At 30.2% G+C, this 19,569-nt stretch carries 18 protein-coding genes and 2 riboswitches; of the genes, 15 read left to right on the top strand and 3 right to left on the bottom strand.

Features of this window, described 5'->3' with window-relative positions; translation table 11 throughout:
- Positions 1 to 136: 136 nt before the first annotated feature.
- Together N4A48_RS09995 and N4A48_RS09990 are read right to left on the bottom strand one after the other, a co-directional pair.
- The gene (locus N4A48_RS09995; protein ID WP_293665769.1) at positions 137 to 2,164 is read right to left on the bottom strand and encodes a phosphodiester glycosidase family protein; all 2,028 of its coding nucleotides are present in this window, start codon (positions 2,162 to 2,164) and stop codon (positions 137 to 139) included.
- A 14-nt stretch (positions 2,165 to 2,178) separates the two neighbouring features.
- Positions 2,179 to 2,907 carry a tRNA 2-thiocytidine biosynthesis TtcA family protein gene (locus N4A48_RS09990; protein WP_293665768.1) on the bottom strand — a complete coding sequence of 243 codons (729 nt, stop codon included), beginning with the start codon at positions 2,905 to 2,907 and terminating at the stop codon, positions 2,179 to 2,181.
- Positions 2,908 to 3,120: 213 nt separating this feature from the next.
- Between N4A48_RS09990 and N4A48_RS09985 the strand changes: the two genes are divergently transcribed.
- Together N4A48_RS09985 and metK are read left to right on the top strand one after the other, a co-directional pair.
- Positions 3,121 to 3,564 (top strand): COG2426 family protein, encoded by a 444-nt coding sequence (locus N4A48_RS09985; RefSeq protein ID WP_293665817.1) that lies wholly within the window; start codon positions 3,121 to 3,123, stop codon positions 3,562 to 3,564.
- A 69-nt stretch (positions 3,565 to 3,633) separates the two neighbouring features.
- A riboswitch (SAM riboswitch) is annotated at positions 3,634 to 3,739 on the top strand.
- Positions 3,740 to 3,844: 105 nt separating this feature from the next.
- Positions 3,845 to 5,050 carry a methionine adenosyltransferase gene (metK, locus tag N4A48_RS09980; protein WP_293665767.1) on the top strand — a complete coding sequence of 402 codons (1,206 nt, stop codon included), beginning with the start codon at positions 3,845 to 3,847 and terminating at the stop codon, positions 5,048 to 5,050.
- Between the two features lie 282 nt (positions 5,051 to 5,332).
- On the opposite strand, the gene N4A48_RS09975 is transcribed toward metK, so the two are convergent.
- Positions 5,333 to 7,060 carry a flagellinolysin gene (locus N4A48_RS09975; RefSeq protein WP_293665766.1) on the bottom strand — a complete coding sequence of 576 codons (1,728 nt, stop codon included), beginning with the start codon at positions 7,058 to 7,060 and terminating at the stop codon, positions 5,333 to 5,335.
- A 181-nt stretch (positions 7,061 to 7,241) separates the two neighbouring features.
- Between N4A48_RS09975 and recD2 the strand changes: the two genes are divergently transcribed.
- From recD2 to N4A48_RS09910, 13 genes are all read left to right on the top strand, one after another.
- On the top strand, positions 7,242 to 9,461 hold the full coding sequence (recD2, locus tag N4A48_RS09970) for an SF1B family DNA helicase RecD2 (protein ID WP_293665765.1): 2,220 nt from the start codon (positions 7,242 to 7,244) through the stop codon (positions 9,459 to 9,461).
- The gene (locus tag N4A48_RS09965; RefSeq protein ID WP_293665764.1) at positions 9,458 to 10,174 is read left to right on the top strand and encodes a ComF family protein; all 717 of its coding nucleotides are present in this window, start codon (positions 9,458 to 9,460) and stop codon (positions 10,172 to 10,174) included. Before recD2 ends, N4A48_RS09965 begins: the two co-directional genes overlap by 4 nt.
- 16 nt (positions 10,175 to 10,190) lie before the next feature.
- On the top strand, positions 10,191 to 10,580 hold the full coding sequence (locus N4A48_RS09960; protein ID WP_293665763.1) for a flagellar protein: 390 nt from the start codon (positions 10,191 to 10,193) through the stop codon (positions 10,578 to 10,580).
- A gap of 74 nt (positions 10,581 to 10,654) precedes the next feature.
- Positions 10,655 to 10,915: a flagellar biosynthesis anti-sigma factor FlgM gene (gene flgM / locus N4A48_RS09955; RefSeq protein WP_293665762.1), complete on the top strand. Its 261-nt coding sequence runs from the start codon at positions 10,655 to 10,657 to the stop codon at positions 10,913 to 10,915.
- Between the two features lie 22 nt (positions 10,916 to 10,937).
- A complete protein-coding gene (gene flgN / locus N4A48_RS09950) occupies positions 10,938 to 11,426 on the top strand; it encodes a flagellar export chaperone FlgN (RefSeq protein WP_293665761.1) in 489 nt (162 codons plus the stop codon).
- Between the two features lie 15 nt (positions 11,427 to 11,441).
- Positions 11,442 to 13,541, top strand: coding sequence for a flagellar hook-associated protein FlgK (gene flgK / locus N4A48_RS09945; RefSeq protein WP_293665760.1), 2,100 nt, complete (start codon positions 11,442 to 11,444; stop codon positions 13,539 to 13,541).
- A 14-nt stretch (positions 13,542 to 13,555) separates the two neighbouring features.
- Positions 13,556 to 15,157: a flagellar hook-associated protein FlgL gene (gene flgL, locus N4A48_RS09940; protein ID WP_293665759.1), complete on the top strand. Its 1,602-nt coding sequence runs from the start codon at positions 13,556 to 13,558 to the stop codon at positions 15,155 to 15,157.
- Positions 15,158 to 15,519: 362 nt separating this feature from the next.
- The gene (gene fliW, locus N4A48_RS09935) at positions 15,520 to 15,948 is read left to right on the top strand and encodes a flagellar assembly protein FliW (protein WP_293665758.1); all 429 of its coding nucleotides are present in this window, start codon (positions 15,520 to 15,522) and stop codon (positions 15,946 to 15,948) included.
- 1 nt (position 15,949) lies between these two features.
- Positions 15,950 to 16,171 (top strand): carbon storage regulator CsrA, encoded by a 222-nt coding sequence (gene csrA / locus N4A48_RS09930; RefSeq protein WP_293665757.1) that lies wholly within the window; start codon positions 15,950 to 15,952, stop codon positions 16,169 to 16,171.
- A 99-nt stretch (positions 16,172 to 16,270) separates the two neighbouring features.
- The gene (locus tag N4A48_RS09925) at positions 16,271 to 17,458 is read left to right on the top strand and encodes a flagellin N-terminal helical domain-containing protein (RefSeq protein ID WP_293665756.1); all 1,188 of its coding nucleotides are present in this window, start codon (positions 16,271 to 16,273) and stop codon (positions 17,456 to 17,458) included.
- 216 nt (positions 17,459 to 17,674) lie between these two features.
- Positions 17,675 to 17,758: riboswitch (cyclic di-GMP riboswitch) on the top strand.
- 20 nt (positions 17,759 to 17,778) lie between these two features.
- Entirely contained in the window at positions 17,779 to 17,943 is a 165-nt protein-coding gene (locus N4A48_RS09920; protein WP_293665755.1) for a carbon storage regulator, read from the top strand.
- 336 nt (positions 17,944 to 18,279) lie between these two features.
- The gene (locus N4A48_RS09915) at positions 18,280 to 18,450 is read left to right on the top strand and encodes a carbon storage regulator (RefSeq protein ID WP_293665754.1); all 171 of its coding nucleotides are present in this window, start codon (positions 18,280 to 18,282) and stop codon (positions 18,448 to 18,450) included.
- Positions 18,451 to 18,621: 171 nt separating this feature from the next.
- A partial coding sequence (locus tag N4A48_RS09910) for a flagellin N-terminal helical domain-containing protein (RefSeq protein WP_293665753.1) occupies positions 18,622 to 19,569 on the top strand: 948 nt, incomplete at its 3' end.

The raw sequence follows: 19,569 nt of genomic DNA, 5'->3' as shown, positions 1-19,569 counted from the left end.
CACCTCCTAATTAATTATATGGAGAAAATAAAAAAATATGAGAAAGTTTAAATTTACACTTTCTCATATTATAGTATGCTCAAAATTATGATATTGTTCTTGAAAATATTTACAAATGAAGTAAAACTTAATATTTTTAATTAAATATATTTCTATAAGTGTATGTTATATCTTTTCCATTTATATTAATTAGAAGATATTTATAATCATTTAAAAGGTCATTTCTATATACATCCTTATAATCTGGTATGCTTATAAATCTTACCTCGTCTTCTAGTGTTTGAGTAAAATTATTCCCTCTATAAATAACATATATATTTTTGTCCTTTGAAGCTTCATGTAGAGTTCTTTTAAATTCATAAGCTTCATCTTTTACTTTTAAGGATTCTTTAGAGTTAAGAACTATAAATATATTATCAAGTGTAGTATCTAGTGAATTTCTAAAAAAGTCCCATTGCCCCTTTGATTTAAAGAAGCCTCCGTTTGAGCTATTAAGATTTATTATAAGGTTTTCATCTATAACTTGGCTAGAATAAGATCCGTTAAAGTTATAATGAGGTTTATCTAGTTTTTCTTCAAATCCTACATTCGAATTAGATAATAAGAATAAATTGTCTGAATTTTTTTGTATATCTTTTCTATAGGCTATATGAATTAAATTATCAAGTAATATGCTAGTTTTATTCATATCACTTAAAAAGGCTATATTTATACCCTCTTGTCCTAATTCATTTACTAAATGAGGGTCTGTATTAGATTTTTCAACAACAGTTATAGGGATAGAAACATCTTCATTCTCATATTCTACATGTATAATACCTTCTCCTGCACTACTTGGAGTAAATATATTTTTATTGAAGGTACCATCTATTCCTGATACACTGAAATTTATGCTTTCAATAGGTATATTAAGGGGGTCAAAATCTGAATCGAATGTATTAACAGTAAGCTTGAATTTTTCATCAACATATCCAAAATCTTTATCTATAAAAGCTTCTATAGAGTCAAATTCATCTTTTTGAGCTGTTGATTTAACAGCCAAAGAATCAACTATTTTTCTTTCAGCTCCCTTTACTAGAGTATTTACTATAGTGTCATTTACGATAAGCTCAGTAGAACCACCACCGTCGAAAAGCATAGCATCCTTACAGCCTAAATTTTTCATATAATTTGCAACATCTTCTTCCTTCATTCCTATAACATTAGAAAGTCTTCCATCTGTTGTAAATAAAACCAGCTCATTATTATAAGTTAAACCTACTGCAGATCTTTGGCTGTTTCCAGAAACTCTTTGTGTTGGAGCAAATAATTCTCCATCTTTTAATATTAAGCTCCCCCCTCCTACAGCAAGGTCTATATTGTCTGAATAATCAAGACTGAAGGTAGAATTTAATTTCAATTCATCACCTATACTAAAAAAATCTCTAAGTGTTAAACCGTTATTTCCAGCTGATAATAATATATATCCATTTGGTGGTATTTGGACTGAAGGTTGACCATATCTTATATCTGTAACAACATCATCAACTACAACTACCTCACAAAGGTCATAGTAAGTATCATTTGCTCCAGGTGAGTTCTTAAAGTATTCACTTGTATACATAACTATATTTGCATAATCTTTACTAGGTTTATTTATTGCAGCTATTGGAAGGTTAGTATTTTTTGTTATATCAGTTATGCTTACATCTGGTTTTAAGTAACTAAAGAATATATTTTTATCATTATCAACTAAGAATGACGAGTACTTATTTATCTGATAATGAGGATTCGATAAAACTTTACTATTTTTAACCATAGGACCTAACGAAAAGGCAGGCTTTGACATACTAAAAAAGTCTGCGTTTATAGCTGCTAATATATCACCATTATCTTCACTTAAGGAATCGTTTTTTACCATATCACTAACTCTTTGAGTTTTACTAAATCCATCTTTGTTGAATAATAAATCTAATTTTATATCAGGATTGTTTAAGTCTACATAAACTAAATTTATATTTTGTATACCATTTTCAGTAAATGAGTATACATTTTTATATGTTACGCCTTTTGAAAGCATCATTTCTCTTTGACTTTCTCTTATAACCGAGCTTGCAAATATATTAGTTGAAGATGAAAGTAAAAAAAATCCTGCTAACATAAAGCTTATAAGTTTTTTATTCATAAAAACCACTCCTATCATTCAAACATCTCAGGCTTAAACCATAATTGAGTTTGATCTTTGTTTTGCATAGCCTTAAGCATTCTCTTTTTAAAATCAGGAACCTTATCGGCTATATCATTTACAATTGTATTTGCGAATTCTCTCTTTGTTTTGCCATCAACAGGACAAGGACTTTTAAGAACAGGAAGATTATTTCTTTTAACTGCTTCTATAATACTTTTCTCTGTTATATAAATTAAAGGCCTAATAGTTGTTATATCCATTCTATCTAGGTATGTAACTGGTTTAAAGGTATTCATTCTTCCCTCGTAGAACATACTTAAAAATAAAGTAGATATTCCATCATCAAGGTGATGTCCTAGGGCTATTTTGTTTATTCCTCTCTTCTTTGCGTGATCATTTAATGCTCCTCTTCTCATTTTAGAGCATAATGAACACGGATTAGATTCTTTTCTTTCATCGAATACTATTTGAGCTATATCTGTCTTGATTATTGTATATGGGACATCTATTTCTCTTAAGAATTTTTTAGCATTGTCTAAATTCATATTATCAAATCCAGGATCAACGGTTATTGCTTCTAGTTCAAATTTATTAGGAGAAAATCTCTGAAATAGCTTAAGAGCATATATAAGAGCTATACTATCCTTTCCTCCAGAGAATCCTACTGCTATTTTATCGTTATCCTGAATCATATTATAATCATTACAGGCACGCCTTATTTTTCCAAGTATTTTTTTCATTATGACTCTCCTTGTTATGTAATTATTATTAGTATTAATTCAAATATCTACCTTGCAAACAATATAATGTAAGTTGGGGTGTTGACTTGTATACAAAATTTGAATCCATACAATGAGTTTATATTAAAAATGGTATAAATTCAATTACAATAATATTAAATTTTAATATATAATAAAAGTATTGAATTTTTAAAATAAGGAGTGACAATATTGATGATTTCAGAATACATACATTTGATTTTTATATCTATGGTTCCTATTATTGAACTTAGAGGAGCCATTCCTGTAGGCATAGTTCAAGACCTAAACCCTATATATGTATACATATCGTGCGTTATAGGAGCTATAATTCCTGCTCCGTTCTTGATAATATTTTTTAAAGACTTGCTTAAGTGGCTCAAAAAGAACAAACACTTTAAATGGGTTGGAGATTTCCTAGATAATAAAGTTAATAAAAATAGCGATAAGATAATGAAAAAAAAATTATTGGGCATAATACTATTTGTTGGGATTCCTCTTCCTACTACAGGAACATGGACAGCAGCTATGGTTGCATCTGTCTTCAAGATGAGAATTAAAGATGCTGTATTAGGAATAATTATAGGTAATATGTTAGCTGGAGTAATAGTATCATTTATTACATTAAATTTCACTTAAATATTTATTGACAAATGAATTTTAAAATAGTATTATGAACTAAGTTAGTTAATTGAATATAATCTTAATACCTTATTAAGAGAGGTGGAGGGAATAGGCCCGATGAAACCCAGCAACCATCCAGTAATGGAAAATGGTGCTAATTCCTACAAAGCTGTGCTTTGGAAGATGAGGTCTAATTTAAGTTTGAATTAGTCTCTTCTTGTAGAAGAGACTTTTTTTATACATAAAAAAAATCATAATAGAAACACAATATAAAATAAAATTAGGAGGTACTAAAATGGCTAAAAGATTATTTACTTCAGAATCAGTTACGGAGGGGCATCCAGATAAAATATGTGATCAAATATCAGATTCAATATTAGATTCATTACTTGAGAAGGATCCTAATTCAAGAGTTGCTTGTGAGACATCAGTTACTACAGGACTTGTTTTAATATCAGGGGAAATATCTACAAATGCTTATGTTGATATTCAAAAGGTTGTTAGAAATAGAATTAAAGAAATAGGATATGATAGAGCTAAATATGGTTTTGATGGAGATACTTGTGCAGTACTTCTTGCTATAGATGAACAGTCTTCAGATATTGCTATGGGAGTTGACGAGGCTCTAGAAAGTAAAGAAGGAAAAATGAATGATGAAAAAGAAGGAAAAATGAATGATGAAGTTGAAGCAGTAGGAGCAGGAGATCAAGGTATAATGTTTGGATTTGCTTGTGATGAGACAGAAGAGTTAATGCCTATGCCGATATCTTTATCTCATAAATTATCAAAAAGATTATCAGAAGTTAGAAAGAACAAAACTCTACCTTACTTAAGACCAGATGGAAAAACTCAAGTTACAGTTGAGTATGATAAAGATAAAGTTGTAAGAATAGACACTGTTTTAATATCAACTCAACATAGTCCAGAAGTAACTAGAGAACAAATAGAGAAGGATTTAATAGAGCATGTTATAAAGCCTGTTATACCAGAAGAATTATTTGTTGATACTAGAATATTAGTTAATCCAACAGGAAGATTTGTTATAGGAGGACCTTGTGGAGATGCAGGTCTTACAGGAAGAAAAATAATAGTAGATACTTACGGAGGATATTCAAGACATGGTGGTGGAGCATTCTCAGGAAAAGATGCTACTAAGGTTGATAGATCAGCAGCCTATGCAGCAAGATACGTTGCTAAAAACATAGTTGCAGCAGGACTTGCGAAAAAATGCGAATTAGAATTAGCTTATGCAATAGGTGTTGCAGAGCCTGTATCTGTAATGGTTGAAACATTCGGAACTGGTAAAGTTTCAGAAGAAAAACTAGTAGAGCTTGTTAAAAAGCACTTTGACTTAAGACCAGGAGCTATAATAAGAGACTTAGATCTTAAAAAACCTGTATTTAGACATACAGCAGCTTATGGACACTTTGGAAGAACTGACTTTGACTTTGCTTGGGAGAGAACTGATAAGGCTGAAATACTAAAAAAAGAAGCATTATAAATTATATTTCTACTTAAGATTATATGTTGGTGCTAAAAAATATCTAGAAAAAATGTATTTAGAGATACTAGAAACAAGAAAAGATATTAAAGAATTAAATGATAAGTTAGACAAAATAGATGAGTAAAGTAAGAAAAATGCAGATGATATAGATAAAGTAAAAGAACATTTAAGAAACTAACCTATAAAATAGAGGCAATTAAAATGTTAGTGAATATTTAATAGATTCACATTATTTTAATTGCCTCTATTTTTTTATAACGAATTAGACGAATTTTTGAATTATCTTAATAGCTGAAGTATTGCTTGAGGCTGTTGTTTAGCCTGAGCTAGCATTGCATTTGATGCTTGTTGCAATATGTTAGTCTTACTATACCTCATCATTTCCTTTGCCATATCAACATCCCTTATTCTTGACTCTGATGAAGTTAAATTCTCTGATGTATTAGTATTTACAGAAAGAGAATGCTCTAATCTATTTTGTAATGCTCCGAATTTACTTCTTGCCATTGAAACCGTTTTTATTGCTTTATCAAATTTTTCAATAGATGCATCTGATAAATTAACTACATCCACTGATTGTATATCTAGTCCTGAAGCTGTCACTCCTACTAGATTTATTTCTATAGATTCTCCTGAATTTGCACCAGATCTAATTTTTAGTGGATCTGAGCTTTTTACAGGCTCCCATACAACTGTGAATTTAGAAAGTGGCTGATCTTTAGATACAGAGGAACCCTCATCTATTACATCTTCAGCATTTAGGTTTGCTCCTGAGTGGTCAGAACCCTTTATTGATCCTGTATCAGTTTCATCTGCTCCCCAATTTAGCGTTATATTATTTTGAATATAATCCTTTCCTCCACCTGCTCCTACCTTAGAAAATTCTGTTACAAAGTTTGCATAGCTTCCTAGTCCTGTTAAATTACCTGTTTCAGTTTTTAGGGTATTCGTAGCTGCTGCTCCACCTGATTTTATTGCTGTCATTAAAGCTGTAAAACTACTTCCATTACCTTGAAGCTGGCTATCTAAGAATTTTGATATTACATATCCAGCTGAATAATCAGTATCACTTCCGCTCCAGACTGCTCCATTTAGTAAGTCTGTAGCTCTATTTACTAGGGTATCTAGTTTTGTATTATCTATACCTGTTTGACCTAAATCTCCTATGACCTTTTTTAATCTTCCATCTGCTCCTGGTATAAACTCTGCTGTACCCTCTATAAACCATACAGCATTGTTAGTATGAAGGTCATTCATTTTAGCTACTCCAAAGGTATCATTCATTACTACATGTGCCATCTCGTGTGCTACGATTCTATCTGCATAAAACCCTTTGCCAAGTATTGTATCTCCATGCTCACCTGTTCCTGGATCAAAATCGGCTAAGTCTATATGCAATTCTAAATCTGAGGCTGTTCCCTCCACATGAGCTAGTCTTCCATATTGTGCTTCACTCTCGAGTATTATATGCAGATTAGCTGTTCCTGTACCTTCTAATCCATATACATCTTTTATTCTTTTTTCAGATTCTTCTAGCCAACCCTTTTTTAATCCATCTATTACATTTTGTGCTGTGGCTGCTGAACTGCTAGAACTACTTAATAACTTTTTTCCATTAAAATCAGTAGTTTGCGCTATTCTATCTACTTCTTTTTTTATTTGATCTATCTCTTCTTGTATAGAAGTTTTATCATCTTGAGTTAATGAATCATTTGATGCTTGAACAGAAAGCTCTCGTCCTCTTTGTAAAAGAGATGTTACTTCTGATAAGCCTGAATCAGCAGTTTGAACTAAGCTAATACCATCTTGGATATTTCTAGATGACTGATTTAATCCTCGTATTTGTGCTCTCATTTTTTCAGATATTGAAAGTCCTGCAGCATTATCTCCAGCTTTATTTATCCTGAGTCCTGAAGATAATTTTTCTACAGACTTTTTCTGTGAAAAAATGTTCTGATACATCGTCCGTTGAGTATTAAGTGCACTCAAATTATGATTTATTATCACAATTATCTCCCTCCTTGGAAATTTTAATATCATCCTTGAAATAATATTATTATTCTTATCATATATCGACAATTTTTTGAAATATATAATATTATAATATATGAAATTAATGGATAACATTATAAAGTAAAGCTAGTTTTTGATATAATAGTAGTATTATAACTATTTAGGAGAAGATACTATGGAAAAAATAAAGGGAATGGTCGTTGAGATTGTATTTAAAAACGATGATAATGGATATACAGTAGCCGCCCTTGAACACTCAAATGATGAAGTTACTATAGTAGGCTGTATGCCAACTATAACGCTTGGAGAGACTATTGAAGTTGATGGAAGATGGATAAATCATAAAATGTATGGTCCACAGTTTGAAGTAAGTTCATTTATTCCTTGCACACCTGAATCTGAGGAAGGAATATATATATATTTATCATCTGGAATGATAAAGGGTATAGGTCCTAAAATGGCCAGAAAAATAGTAGAGGTATTTGGACTTAATACTCTAGATATAATACAAATGAATCCCGAAAAATTAACTAAGGTGGACGGAATAGGGAAGAAAAAGGCTGAGACAATAGGTAAAAGCTTTCAAGATAATAGAGAACTAAGAAATTTAATAATAAATCTGTCAAAGTACGGAATAACTCCTAACTACTGCCTTAAAATATATAAAAAATATAAAAATAAATCTATTCAAATAGTAGAGACAAACCCATATAAACTAGCAGAAGATATAAGAGGGATAGGCTTTAAACTAGCTGATAATATAGCAAGAAAGATGGGAATAGATCCTTACTCAAAGGATAGAATAGCACAAGGAATAATATATACACTAACTCAGAGCTTAAGTGAAGGACATACCTACTTACCTAAGAGTAAGCTTATAAAGGAAGCTTCTAAATTACTTGAAATAGAGGATGAATATATAAGAGACATTGTATTTAAATTAGCACTTGACCAAAAAATTCAAATAGAGAAGGGCCCTTTAGAAGATAATATATACTTAATTCCATATTATATATCTGAAAATGGAGTTTGTAAAAAATTAATAGAGCTTTCTCAATATGAATTTGATGATTTAAAACTAGATATAAATAAAGAAATATCCTCAGTACAAAAAGAAGATGATATAACTCTTGCAAAAAATCAAAAAGAGGCAGTAACTAAAGCTGTACAAAAAGGAGTTTTAGTAGTAACTGGAGGGCCTGGAACTGGAAAGACCACTACAATAAATACTATAATAAAGATATTTGAAAAGCTAAAAATGAATATATACTTAGCAGCACCAACTGGAAGAGCTGCAAAGAGAATGAGTGAAACAACTAAAAGAGAATCTAAGACTATACATAGATTACTTGAGATGGGATATTCATCAGAAGATGAAGAACTAGTATTTATGAAGGGGGAGGATGATCAGTTAGATGCTGATGTGATTATAATAGATGAGGTATCTATGGTAGATATTTTGTTAATGTATAATCTTCTTAAAGCTATAAAGCCAGGAACTAGAGTTATATTAGTAGGGGACTCTGACCAGCTTCCATCTGTTGGAGCGGGAAATGTATTAAAGGATATAATAGACTCTAATATAATAGAAGTTGTAAAGCTTAATGAAATATTTAGACAAGCAAAAGAAAGCATGATAGTAGTTAATGCTCATAAAATAAATAAGGGTGAAAAATTAGAACTTAACGCTAAGGGCAAGGATTTTTACTTTATTTCAAAATATGAAAAAGAAGATATATTAAAAGAAATAGTGAATCTAGTACATAAAAGACTTCCTGAGTATTACAAAATAGACAATCTAAAAGACATACAAATACTATCTCCCATGAGAAAGGGAGATACTGGAGTATTTAATTTGAATTTGTGCCTTCAAGATGTTCTTAACCCAAATGATAAATTTAAGGTAGAAGAAAAATTTCAAAAAAGGACGTTTAGAGTAGGCGATAAAGTTATGCAAATAAAAAATAATTATACGAAGAAATGGAAAAATGAAGATGAGACAAAAGATGGTGAAGGAGTATATAATGGAGATATAGGGTATATATATCATATAGATAAAGAAGAAAAAATAGTATATATATTGTTTGATGAATATAAAATTGCACAATATGATTATAATGAACTAGATGAAATAAATCATAGCTTTTGTACTACTATACATAAAAGTCAGGGAAGTGAATTTCCTGTAATAATAATGCCTATAACATGGGCACCTCCTATGCTTTTAACTAGAAACCTATTATATACAGCTGTTACAAGAGCTAAAAAATTAGTAGTCTTAGTTGGGGATATTAAATACTTAGACTATATGGTTAAAAACAACAAAATATATGATAGATACTCAAATCTGAATATTAAGCTTTCAAGATTTAAAGAGGAAGGATTATTAGAATGATAAATGATTTTATAGATTATATATACCCTAGAAATATAAAATGTATATTATGTAAAAATCCAATATCAAAAAATAACTCGTACTCTCTTTGCAAAGATTGTTTTAATAAATTAAAATTTATAAAAAAAGGATGCTCAAAATGTGGAAAGCCTCTAACAGATTTTTATAAAAAAGATATATGTTTAAATTGTGAAACTAAGGAATACACTTTTACAAGAGCATTATCATGTGTTGAGTACTATGATAATATTCATAAACTTATATATTCATTTAAATATGGATTAAAAACTTATCTATCATATAATATTGCTGAGATTATGAATGATAAGTTAAAATATGAAAATATAGATTTTGATTATATTATACCTGTACCACTCCATAAGAAAAGGCTTAAAAAAAGAGGGTATAATCAAGCACTTCTTATAGCTAAGCAAATATCAAAAATTAGAAAAAAAGAAGTATTAGATATAGTAGTTAGAAATGAAAACACACCATTTTTATCACAGCTTTCTAGAGAAGAAAGATTAAAAAAAATGAAAAATGTATTTACTTTAACCCAAAATAACAATAAAATATATAAAAAAAATTTATTAATAGTCGATGATATATTTACAACAGGTGCTACAGTTAATGAAATATCTAGGAATTTGATAAAACTTGAGCCGAGTAAAATATATGCAATATCATTTGCAACAGGTAAAAATATATATTAACAAGGAGGAATATTAGATGGAACTTATAAATTGTAAAGAATGTGGTAGAATGTTTGGAAGTCACAATGGAGAAGTATATTGTTCAAAATGTAAGATTGATGATAGTGCTGAGTTTAAAAAAGTAAGAGCTTATTTATATGATAATCCAGGTTCATCAGTTCAAGAGGTTGCAAATCAAACAGGAGTATATGAAGCATTAATAATAAAATTTCTAAAACAAGAAAGAATAGAGATAGTTGAGGACGAGAATGCTATACTTTCATGTGAAAGATGTAACAAGAGCATAAAGACAGGTAAATATTGTGAAGTTTGCAAAGCAGAAATAAAAAAAGAACTTGCCCAAGCTGCAAAATCACTTCAAGATAGCAAAGGACCTAAAGCAAAATATCATACACAAAATAAATAATAAAAATTTATGTAAAGAAAACACTCCTTTTAGTCGATAATAGTAACATAAAAGATTAATAAGGGGTGTTTTTTATGAAGATAAATGGCATTAGCAATATACATAAGGTTATGAAAGCATATAAAACTAATAAATCTCAAAATGTAAATAAAGTTTCTTTAAAAGAAGACAAAATAGAAATATCTCAAGCAGGAAAAGATTATCAATTTGCAATAGAAGCATTAAAAAATACTGAAGATATAAGAGAAGATAAGGTAAATGATATAAAAATAAGAATTGATAATGGAACTTATACAATAGATAAGCATAAATTAGCAAAGTCTATTGTAAAATAAGATTTGAATTGGAGAGATTAATATGAAATCTGTAGATTCATTTATAGAAGTATTAAATGAAGAGCGTAATATTAATAAAATGCTATTAGAAATATCTATTCAAAAAAAGGACTTTATAATAAATAATAAATCAAAAGAAATGTCTAGCTTAATGATACAAGAGCAAAATCATATTAAAAGAATAATAGAGCTTGAAAAATTGAGAGCGGGAATCATTCTCGGCATACAAAAAGAGCTTGATATACCGAATATAACTAATATAAAGGAAGTTATTAACAGTGTTAATGAAGAAAAAAGTAAAGAAATAGATTTATTAGCAAAAGAACTTAAAGAAGTTCTAAAAGCTCTTCAAAACAATAATAATCTTAATAATAATCTCTTAAATATTACACTTGAATATTTAGATCTTAATATAAATCTTTTAACATCAAGAGCAGAACCAAAAACATATGGGAAATCTGCAAGTGAGAAAAAAAATAAAGGTAATAATTTTTTCGATACAAAGTATTAAAAGGAAGGTGCAATTATGTCTAGTTTTTTTGGATTAAATATAGCTAAATCAGGATTGTTTGCAGCTCAAAAATCATTAAATACAGTAAGTCATAATATAGCAAATGCAAATACTCGTGGATATAGTAGACAAAGAATAGAGCTAGTATCGAGTAATCCATTAAGTGCTCCAAATGGATCGGGAATGATAGGAACAGGGGTTGACTCAAAAAGTGTTACTCAAATAAGAAATGAATTCTTGGATGTAAAATTTAGAGGAGAAGTTACATCTTATGGACAATGGGATTATAGAAGGAGCTCTCTTGAAGAAATAGAGGCTATAATGAATGAGCCAGGAGATAGTGGAATAACAGAGGTTATGAATGAATTTTTTAGTTCTTTTGAAGAGTTATCTAAGAATTCCTCTTCGGTATCGGTTAGAACGGTGGTTAGAGAAAGAGCAATTGCATTTACTAATTCAATAAGACAAATGCATTCTCAATTTGAAAAAATGTTAAAGGATACTGATTCATCTATAGAATCTACAGTTAATCAGATAAATGGATACGCAAGAGATATATCAAAACTTAATGAACAGATATATCAAGCTGAAATGGGTGGATCTAATGCAAATGATTTAAGAGATCAAAGAAATGTTTTGCTTGATGATTTATCTAAGCTTGTAGATGTGGAAATAGATGAGGTTAGCCAAGGAAATGAGAATCTTTCTAAAAAAATGGTAATAGCTATAAATGGACAGCCATTAGTATCCCATAACAAGGTAGATACTATAATTATGCAAAAGAAATCTCATAAACATAAAGATGAGCTTGGAATAGAATTTGATATAAGAGATATTATGTTTGAATCAGGCTCTCCGATAAATACTAATAATATAAAGGGTACTCTAAAGGCTCAAATAGATATGAGAGATAACCTTAATGATGTAGATGGAGCTAAAGGGATACCTTATTACATTAAAAAATTAGATGAATTTGTAAATAGATTTACAGCAGAACTTGATGTTCAACATTTTGCAGGATATGGACTAGACTCTGCTGGAACGGGTAATTTATTCTTTAAAGATAGAGATATATCAAAGGATACAACTGATTCAACCAAGTTTACAGTGAATAAAAAATTAGGACTCAATGAAATACATGATCCTAGTATGAGAAAACCTGCTGAAATATCAGGAAAATCAATAGATTTAAAAAATAATTTAAGCTCAATTAATGCTGATACTTCTATTACTGTAACTGTAGATGGAGTACAATATAAAATTAGTAATGCAAATTTAAAATCCTTAGATGGTACTAAGAATGAAGATGATCTTAAAAAAATTCTTAATGACGCTGTGGCAGTTGCACCAGCATCAGGAAATTTAAAAGATAAAGCAGATATAAATATAGTAGATGGTAAAATATCTATAAAATCAAAAGTACTAGGAGCTGCATCTAGTATTGAGATAACTATAAATGGAACAGATGCAGCATCTAAGACAAGTGTAGAAGATTCTATAGGATTATCAACATCTGGAGTGGTAAATGGATCAAACTCACCAATAGCAGCAAACTCTATAAAAGATTATATACAAAAACAAAAAGAAGCAGGAAAAACAGAAAGTGAAGCAATAAAAGAATGGGAAGAAACATATGAAGGATATACCTTAGCAGCAGATGATGAGGGTAACTGGTATGAAGTAGAAAAATTATCGGCAAAAGACATACAGATATCGTCTAAAATAGAAAAGGATGTTGACTATATAGCAGTTGCTAAGAAGCATGATGATAATGGAGAAGGTATTTCTGGAGATAACTCAAATATAAAGGCTATGTCAAATCTAAGACATGATGATAGTATGTTTACTTGGGGATCTCCTGACGATTTTGTTACATCATTAGTTTCAAATCTTGGGGTAGAATCACAAGAAGCCAAAAGAATGCGTGATAATCAAAGTGTTCTTGTTAACCAAATAGATAATACAAGACAATCAATATCGGGAGTATCTATAGATGAGGAAATGTCTAATATGATTAAATTTCAACATGCATACAATGCTTCTGCAAGAATGATAACAGCAGTTGATGAGATGATAGACGTTATAATTAATAGAATGGGAAGAGTAGGTATGTAAGGGGGTAGTTTATTATGAGAATTACTAATTCTATGATGGTAAACAGAATGATGATGAATATGAATAGAAATTTAAATAAAATGAATAGCTTATATGATGATTATTCTACAGGTAAAAAAATACACAGACCTTCGGATAATCCTATTTTAGTAGCTAGAAGTCTTAAAATAAGTACTGATATATCAGAAAATGAACAATTTAAGAAGAATATAAATGATGTTAATTCAGTTTTAGAAAAAACAGAAACCTCTCTTAATGAATTAAATTCTGTTTTACTTAGAGTAAGAGAACTTACATCACAAGCATCAAATGGAGTTTTAACAAAGAAAGATACTTTAAAGATTAAAGCTGAGGTTGATCAGCTTAAAGAAGAAATAATAAAAATATCTAATGATACTTATGTTGGAAGGCATATATATTCAGGATATAAAACGGACAAACCGTATATGAGTGAAAATGGAATTTATAATATGAATATGAATAAGCATATTAAAACAGAAAATCTAAAATTCCCATTAGAGATAAAAAGTCCAAACAATACATTTGAGATGGATATAGCAGGTCTTAAAGATGAAGATGGCGTTAAGTATACAGGTAAATATAAGGTTGAACTAGAGGCTAAAACTTATTCTAATATGGAAGAAATTCAGGAGGAATTACAAAACAAACTAAATTCATCTATGGGAACTAAAGGGGTAGAAAGTGTTCAAGTAAGTTCTCCGTTAGATCCTACTAAAAAGGGAGATAATAAACTAACAGAAGAAAGTGTTACTATAACTTTTGATAAAGAGTTAGATGCTTCTAGTAAAGATATAATACAATCAAAATTAGACAAAGAATTTGGAGCAGGAAATGCTACAGTAGTAATACATCCTACAGACAGCAAAAAAATAATTATAACTGCTAATAGCGGAAAAGAATTAGATTTAGCAGGTGGTAAGGATATTTTATTTAAGGCACATGAATTAAAATTTAACGATGGTTCTAATAACTTAGAAAGTATAGGTATAAGACTTTCTGATAATAATGATTATTTTAAAGCAAATATAGATAATAATAAGCTAGTAATTGAGAATGACGATATGAAGGATGATCAAAAATTTGCTCTAAAGCTAGATGTTAAGGAGCTTAGGGATCAATTAGGTCTTGAAAAATTAAATATATCTGAAAGTAGTGAAAAAATAAAATATCAAGTAGGAGTATCTGCCGATTTAGAAATAAATATTACAGGGGATAGAGTATTTGGAGCAGTTTTTGACACTGATGATGATGGAATAGGTGACAAAACTATTATGGATACAATGAATGACCTTATAAATCATCTTGAATCTGGAGATACTGAAAAAATATCTAAAATTCTAGATGAAATAGATGGGCACAGAGATAATGTATCTATGTTAAAGGGTGAAATAGGAGCCAAAACTAATACAGCAGAAACGATAAAAAATAGAATAGAGCAAACTGATGTAAACTTTAAAAAACTATTGTCAGAAACAGAGGATACAGATATGGCAAAGGTATCTATGGAATTTATGACAATACAGAGTATATATCAGGCTTCTCTTAATATAGGAGCAAAAATTATACAGCCTACACTTGTGGACTTTGTAAGATAGAATAAATAATCCCTAAATGCTATTGATAGTGTTTGGGGATTATTAGTATAGAGTTTAGTGGTTAAGCGAAAAATGGTTTTTATTAAAATACCGCTACTTAGTCAATATTTTTATAAAACTATAGATTCTGCTTTATAAAATATCCTAAAACTTCTTGAACTCCCTCTGGTCAGACAAAGAAGTTTCTTAACGGATATTTTAACAGCACAATCTAAGTTTTATTGAAAAATATTAACAAAAAGTAGCTAACATTTGAATAAAAATCATTTTTAGTTATAATGTTAAATTCTTATCTTTATACTTAATAATGATAGATTAGATTTCGAATAAATATAATTTAAAAAATATAAGAGGTGATTTGAGTGAAGGTTAATACTAATTATTTTGGTGAAATTAATATAGATGATAGTGAGGTTATATATTTTGAGGATGGGCTTCCTGGGTTTGAATATCTAGATAAATTCGTGATTATAAAGCAGGAGGATATGATTATAGATTGGCTTCAAGGTATTGAGGAGGATATAACTTTTCCTATAATAAATCCATTTTTAGTCAATAAAGAGTATGAAATTAAAATACCTGATAATACTATAAAGAAGTTGGAAATACAAGATCATCAGGATGTAGAAATATATACAATGGTTACAATCCCAGATAATAATATAAAGAATATGAGAACTAATCTTCAAGCTCCGATAGTTATTAATAATAAAAATAAAAGAGGAAAGCAATTAATACTAGATGAAAGATATCCTCTAAGATATATGATATTTGAAAAGGTAGGTGAGTAGGATGCTCATACTTGGAAGAAAAATGGATGAGAGTATTATAATAAATGAAAATATAGAAATAAAAGTAATTGGAATATCAGAAGGAAAGGTGAAAATTGGAATAGATGCACCTAAGGAGGTTGAGATACTTAGAAAGGAAGTCAAGGAAGCTGTAGTTAATGAGAATAAAGAAGCAATAGCAAAAATGGATATAAATACCTTGAAAAATTTAATGAAAAAATAAAAAAAACTATAAAGTATTAATGTCTAATTGCGATATATATATTGCAACAAATAAAAAATGAGCATGGACGCTCTAATAAAATTCAGGGAGGAATTTATTATGATAATTAATCACAATATGTCAGCAATTAATGCACACAGAATGATGGGGTCTAACCAAATAGCATCATCAAAATCAATGGAGAAGCTTTCTTCAGGATTAAGAATTAACAGAGCAGGAGACGATGCAGCAGGTCTTTCTATTTCTGAAAAGATGAGAAGCCAAATAAGAGGATTAGATCAAGCATCAAGAAATGCACAAGATGGTATATCAATGATTCAAACAGCTGAGGGAGCATTACAAGAAACTGAGTCTATACTTCAAAGAATGAGAGAATTATCAGTACAAGGTTCAAATGATACTTTAGAAGCACAAGACAGAGAAGCAATTGGACAAGAGTTAAAGGATTTAACGTCAGAGATGAATAGAATTTCTAAAACAACGGAGTTCAATGGTAAAAAACTACTTAACGGTTCTTTATCAACAACACAATCAGGTGGTACTGCTGTAGTAGGTAAGGATTTGACTACTGGTGCTAATGCAACAATATCAAAGATAGATGTATCTGGAGCACTAGCGAGTGACACTTATACATTATCAGATGCAACTGGAGGAAAGATTACATTAACTAGATCTTCTGACTCGGTAGCTCAGACAGTAACAGGTGAAGCTACTATTGGTGCAGATGGTACTACTACACTAACTTTTGATGATTTAGGAATTACTATAGAAATGACAGGGGCAGCAGGTAAGACTAATGCAAATGTTGCAGCTGACCTTGATACTCTAACTATAACAACTGGAGCTAATGCTTCTGCACAGTTTGCAATAGGTGCTAATGGAACAGCTGATGAAAAAATGTCTGTTAATTTTGACAAGTTTGATGATACTACACTTGGTAGTGGTGGTTCTAAATTAAGTGCTTTAGTTACAGCTAAGGCTGCGAGCAATGTTATTACAGATTCTACTGAAGCTGATGCACTAACATCTACTTTAGATGAGGCTATTAAGCAGGTTTCATCTCAGCGTTCAAAGCTAGGAGCTGCTCAAAACAGATTAGAGCACACTATTAACAACTTGAATACATCTTCTGAGAACTTAACATCAGCAGAGTCAAGAATTAGAGATGTTGATATGGCTAAGGAAATGTTAGCATTCTCTAAGAACAATATATTACAACAAGCTTCTCAAGCTATGCTTGCTCAAGCTAAGCAAGCACCACAAGGTGTACTTCAATTATTAAGATAGTTTTAACCATAGTCAGAGATATTTATCTCTGGCTTTTTTTTATATTTAAGAAAATAATATTATTTTTGTTTTGTGGATAACATTGATGAAAGAGCTATACTTGAAACTATTTTTGAGCAACAGAGCCTGTAAGGATTGTTGGAGATATGAGTCACCGCGTTAGCGAGTAGACGAATTTTAATATACATTTATGTAATATTATGCTATAATATATAAAATTAGAAAGGAAACGAGGAAATATAGCTTGTACTTGGGCACTTGAGCTATATGGAGTTAATAGTGCAACCGGCCTTGTACCTAAAATTCAAGGAGGAATTAAAATGTTAGTATTAGGTAGGAAACCAGAGGAATACATAGTAATTGATGGAAGTATCAAGGTGAAAGTTATAAGAAGTGAAAATGGGCAGCTAAGACTCGGTATAGATGTACCCAGAAATATGAAGGTAATACGAGGAGAAATTTGGGAAGCTGTATATAAGAAGTAAACTTACATATTTAATAGAATTTTAATCGCAAAATAGATGACATTATAATACCGCCAGTGTTGTAAATATTTAAATCACTGACTAACATTATAATGCCATCTATTTTTGGTATACTATTAAGTTTTATATGAATTAAAAAATTCTAAAAAAATTTAAAAAAAACTATAAAGTATTAATAACAAGGGACGATATATTAATTGTAAAAAATAATAACTGAATACATAAATATAATCATGGACGATTAATAGGTTTATTTAACTCTTCAGGATGAAGAGAATAGATAAGCTTGTTAATCGTCCATTTTTATTTACACATTACATAAGGAGGGAACCTAAAATGTTAGTACTAGGAAGGAAGCCAGGAGAGTACATAGTAATTGATGAGAAGATAAAGGTAAAGGTTATAAAGAGTGAGAGTGGACAGCTAAGACTTGCTATAGATGCTCCAAGAGAGATGAAGATAATGAGAGGCGAAGTTTGGGAGAAAGAGACAGAAACTGTAGTTTAATTAAATATTTAGAAACTCATGGAGGAGTTAATGAACTGGAGATAATCAGGATGATTAAATCTAGTTCGTTAACTCCTCTTTTTTTACGTAGCTATTAAGCTGAAAAAGGCTTGATATAAATAAATTTATGGGAAAGGAAGCCCATATAAAAACTCAAGGAGGTAATATATTATGATAATTAACCACAATATGAATGCATTAAATGCACACAGAATGATGACTTCAAACACTGTAGCATCAGGAAAGTCAATGGAGAAGTTATCTTCAGGACTAAGAATAAATAGAGCTGGAGATGACGCAGCAGGACTTGCAATAAGTGAAAAGATGAGAGGACAAATAAGAGGGCTTGACCAAGCTTCAAGAAACTCTCAAGATGGTATCTCTTTAATTCAAACTGCAGAGGGAGCTTTAAATGAAACTCACTCTATACTTCAGAGAATGAGAGAACTTGCAGTACAAGCAGGAAATGATACATATACAGGAGAGGATAGAGATCAAATCCAAAACGAAATCAATCAATTAACTTCTGAAATAAACAGAATAGCTAACACTACTGAGTTCAATAAGCAAAAAGTACTTAATGGTGGAAACGTTGAAGGAGCAGGAGAAGGAGAAGCATCTAAAGCTGTAGCTGGTAAATTTGAATTTACGCTTTCAACACTTACAAATGATGATACAGTGGTAATTGATGGAGAAACTTTTACGAAAAAAGCTGGTGATAATGCAGCTGGTGGAGAGTTTAAAGATGCAGCTGGATTAAAAGCAGCAATAGAAGCTAACGACAAATTAAAAGATAAGTATACAGTTGAAGTTGATGGTGATAAATTTACATTAACTCAAAAAGAAGGACAAGAAAGTGATACAGCATTAAAATTAGAAGTAACAGGTACTAAAAAAGCAGAAATGGAAGGTACATTCAAAACTGTTACAGAAGGTAAAGCAGCTGAAGGAGCTAAAGGAGGTTCTGAGGCAAAAGAAGCAAAAGAAGCAACAGCAGCAACAGTAACAGGAAAAACGATAGCAGGTGCGGATTTAACTGGTAAAGATGCAACATTAAAAATAACAATAGATGGAACAGAGTATGAAGTTGCTGGTGCAGACTTAAAAAAGGATATAGCA

Origin of the sequence: Tepidibacter sp., assembly GCF_025210165.1 — a bacterium.
Taxonomy (GTDB): domain Bacteria; phylum Bacillota; class Clostridia; order Peptostreptococcales; family Peptostreptococcaceae; genus Tepidibacter_A.
The sequence above is the reverse complement of the archived record's forward strand: the minus strand, read 5'-3'. Positions and strand labels throughout refer to the sequence as shown.

Excerpts from the sequence above, each read along its gene's own strand:
- N4A48_RS09995 (WP_293665769.1), bottom strand. The coding sequence starts at position 2,164 with ATGAATAAAAAACTTATAAGCTTTATGTTAGCAGGATTTTTTTTACTT.
- N4A48_RS09990 (WP_293665768.1), bottom strand. The coding sequence starts at position 2,907 with ATGAAAAAAATACTTGGAAAAATAAGGCGTGCCTGTAATGATTATAAT.
- N4A48_RS09985 (WP_293665817.1), top strand. The coding sequence starts at position 3,121 with ATGATTTCAGAATACATACATTTGATTTTTATATCTATGGTTCCTATT.
- metK (WP_293665767.1), top strand. The coding sequence starts at position 3,845 with ATGGCTAAAAGATTATTTACTTCAGAATCAGTTACGGAGGGGCATCCA.
- recD2 (WP_293665765.1), top strand. The coding sequence starts at position 7,242 with ATGGAAAAAATAAAGGGAATGGTCGTTGAGATTGTATTTAAAAACGAT.
- N4A48_RS09965 (WP_293665764.1), top strand. The coding sequence starts at position 9,458 with ATGATAAATGATTTTATAGATTATATATACCCTAGAAATATAAAATGT.
- N4A48_RS09960 (WP_293665763.1), top strand. The coding sequence starts at position 10,191 with ATGGAACTTATAAATTGTAAAGAATGTGGTAGAATGTTTGGAAGTCAC.
- flgM (WP_293665762.1), top strand. The coding sequence starts at position 10,655 with ATGAAGATAAATGGCATTAGCAATATACATAAGGTTATGAAAGCATAT.
- flgN (WP_293665761.1), top strand. The coding sequence starts at position 10,938 with ATGAAATCTGTAGATTCATTTATAGAAGTATTAAATGAAGAGCGTAAT.
- flgK (WP_293665760.1), top strand. The coding sequence starts at position 11,442 with ATGTCTAGTTTTTTTGGATTAAATATAGCTAAATCAGGATTGTTTGCA.
- flgL (WP_293665759.1), top strand. The coding sequence starts at position 13,556 with ATGAGAATTACTAATTCTATGATGGTAAACAGAATGATGATGAATATG.
- csrA (WP_293665757.1), top strand. The coding sequence starts at position 15,950 with ATGCTCATACTTGGAAGAAAAATGGATGAGAGTATTATAATAAATGAA.
- N4A48_RS09925 (WP_293665756.1), top strand. The coding sequence starts at position 16,271 with ATGATAATTAATCACAATATGTCAGCAATTAATGCACACAGAATGATG.
- N4A48_RS09920 (WP_293665755.1), top strand. The coding sequence starts at position 17,779 with ATGTTAGTATTAGGTAGGAAACCAGAGGAATACATAGTAATTGATGGA.
- N4A48_RS09915 (WP_293665754.1), top strand. The coding sequence starts at position 18,280 with ATGTTAGTACTAGGAAGGAAGCCAGGAGAGTACATAGTAATTGATGAG.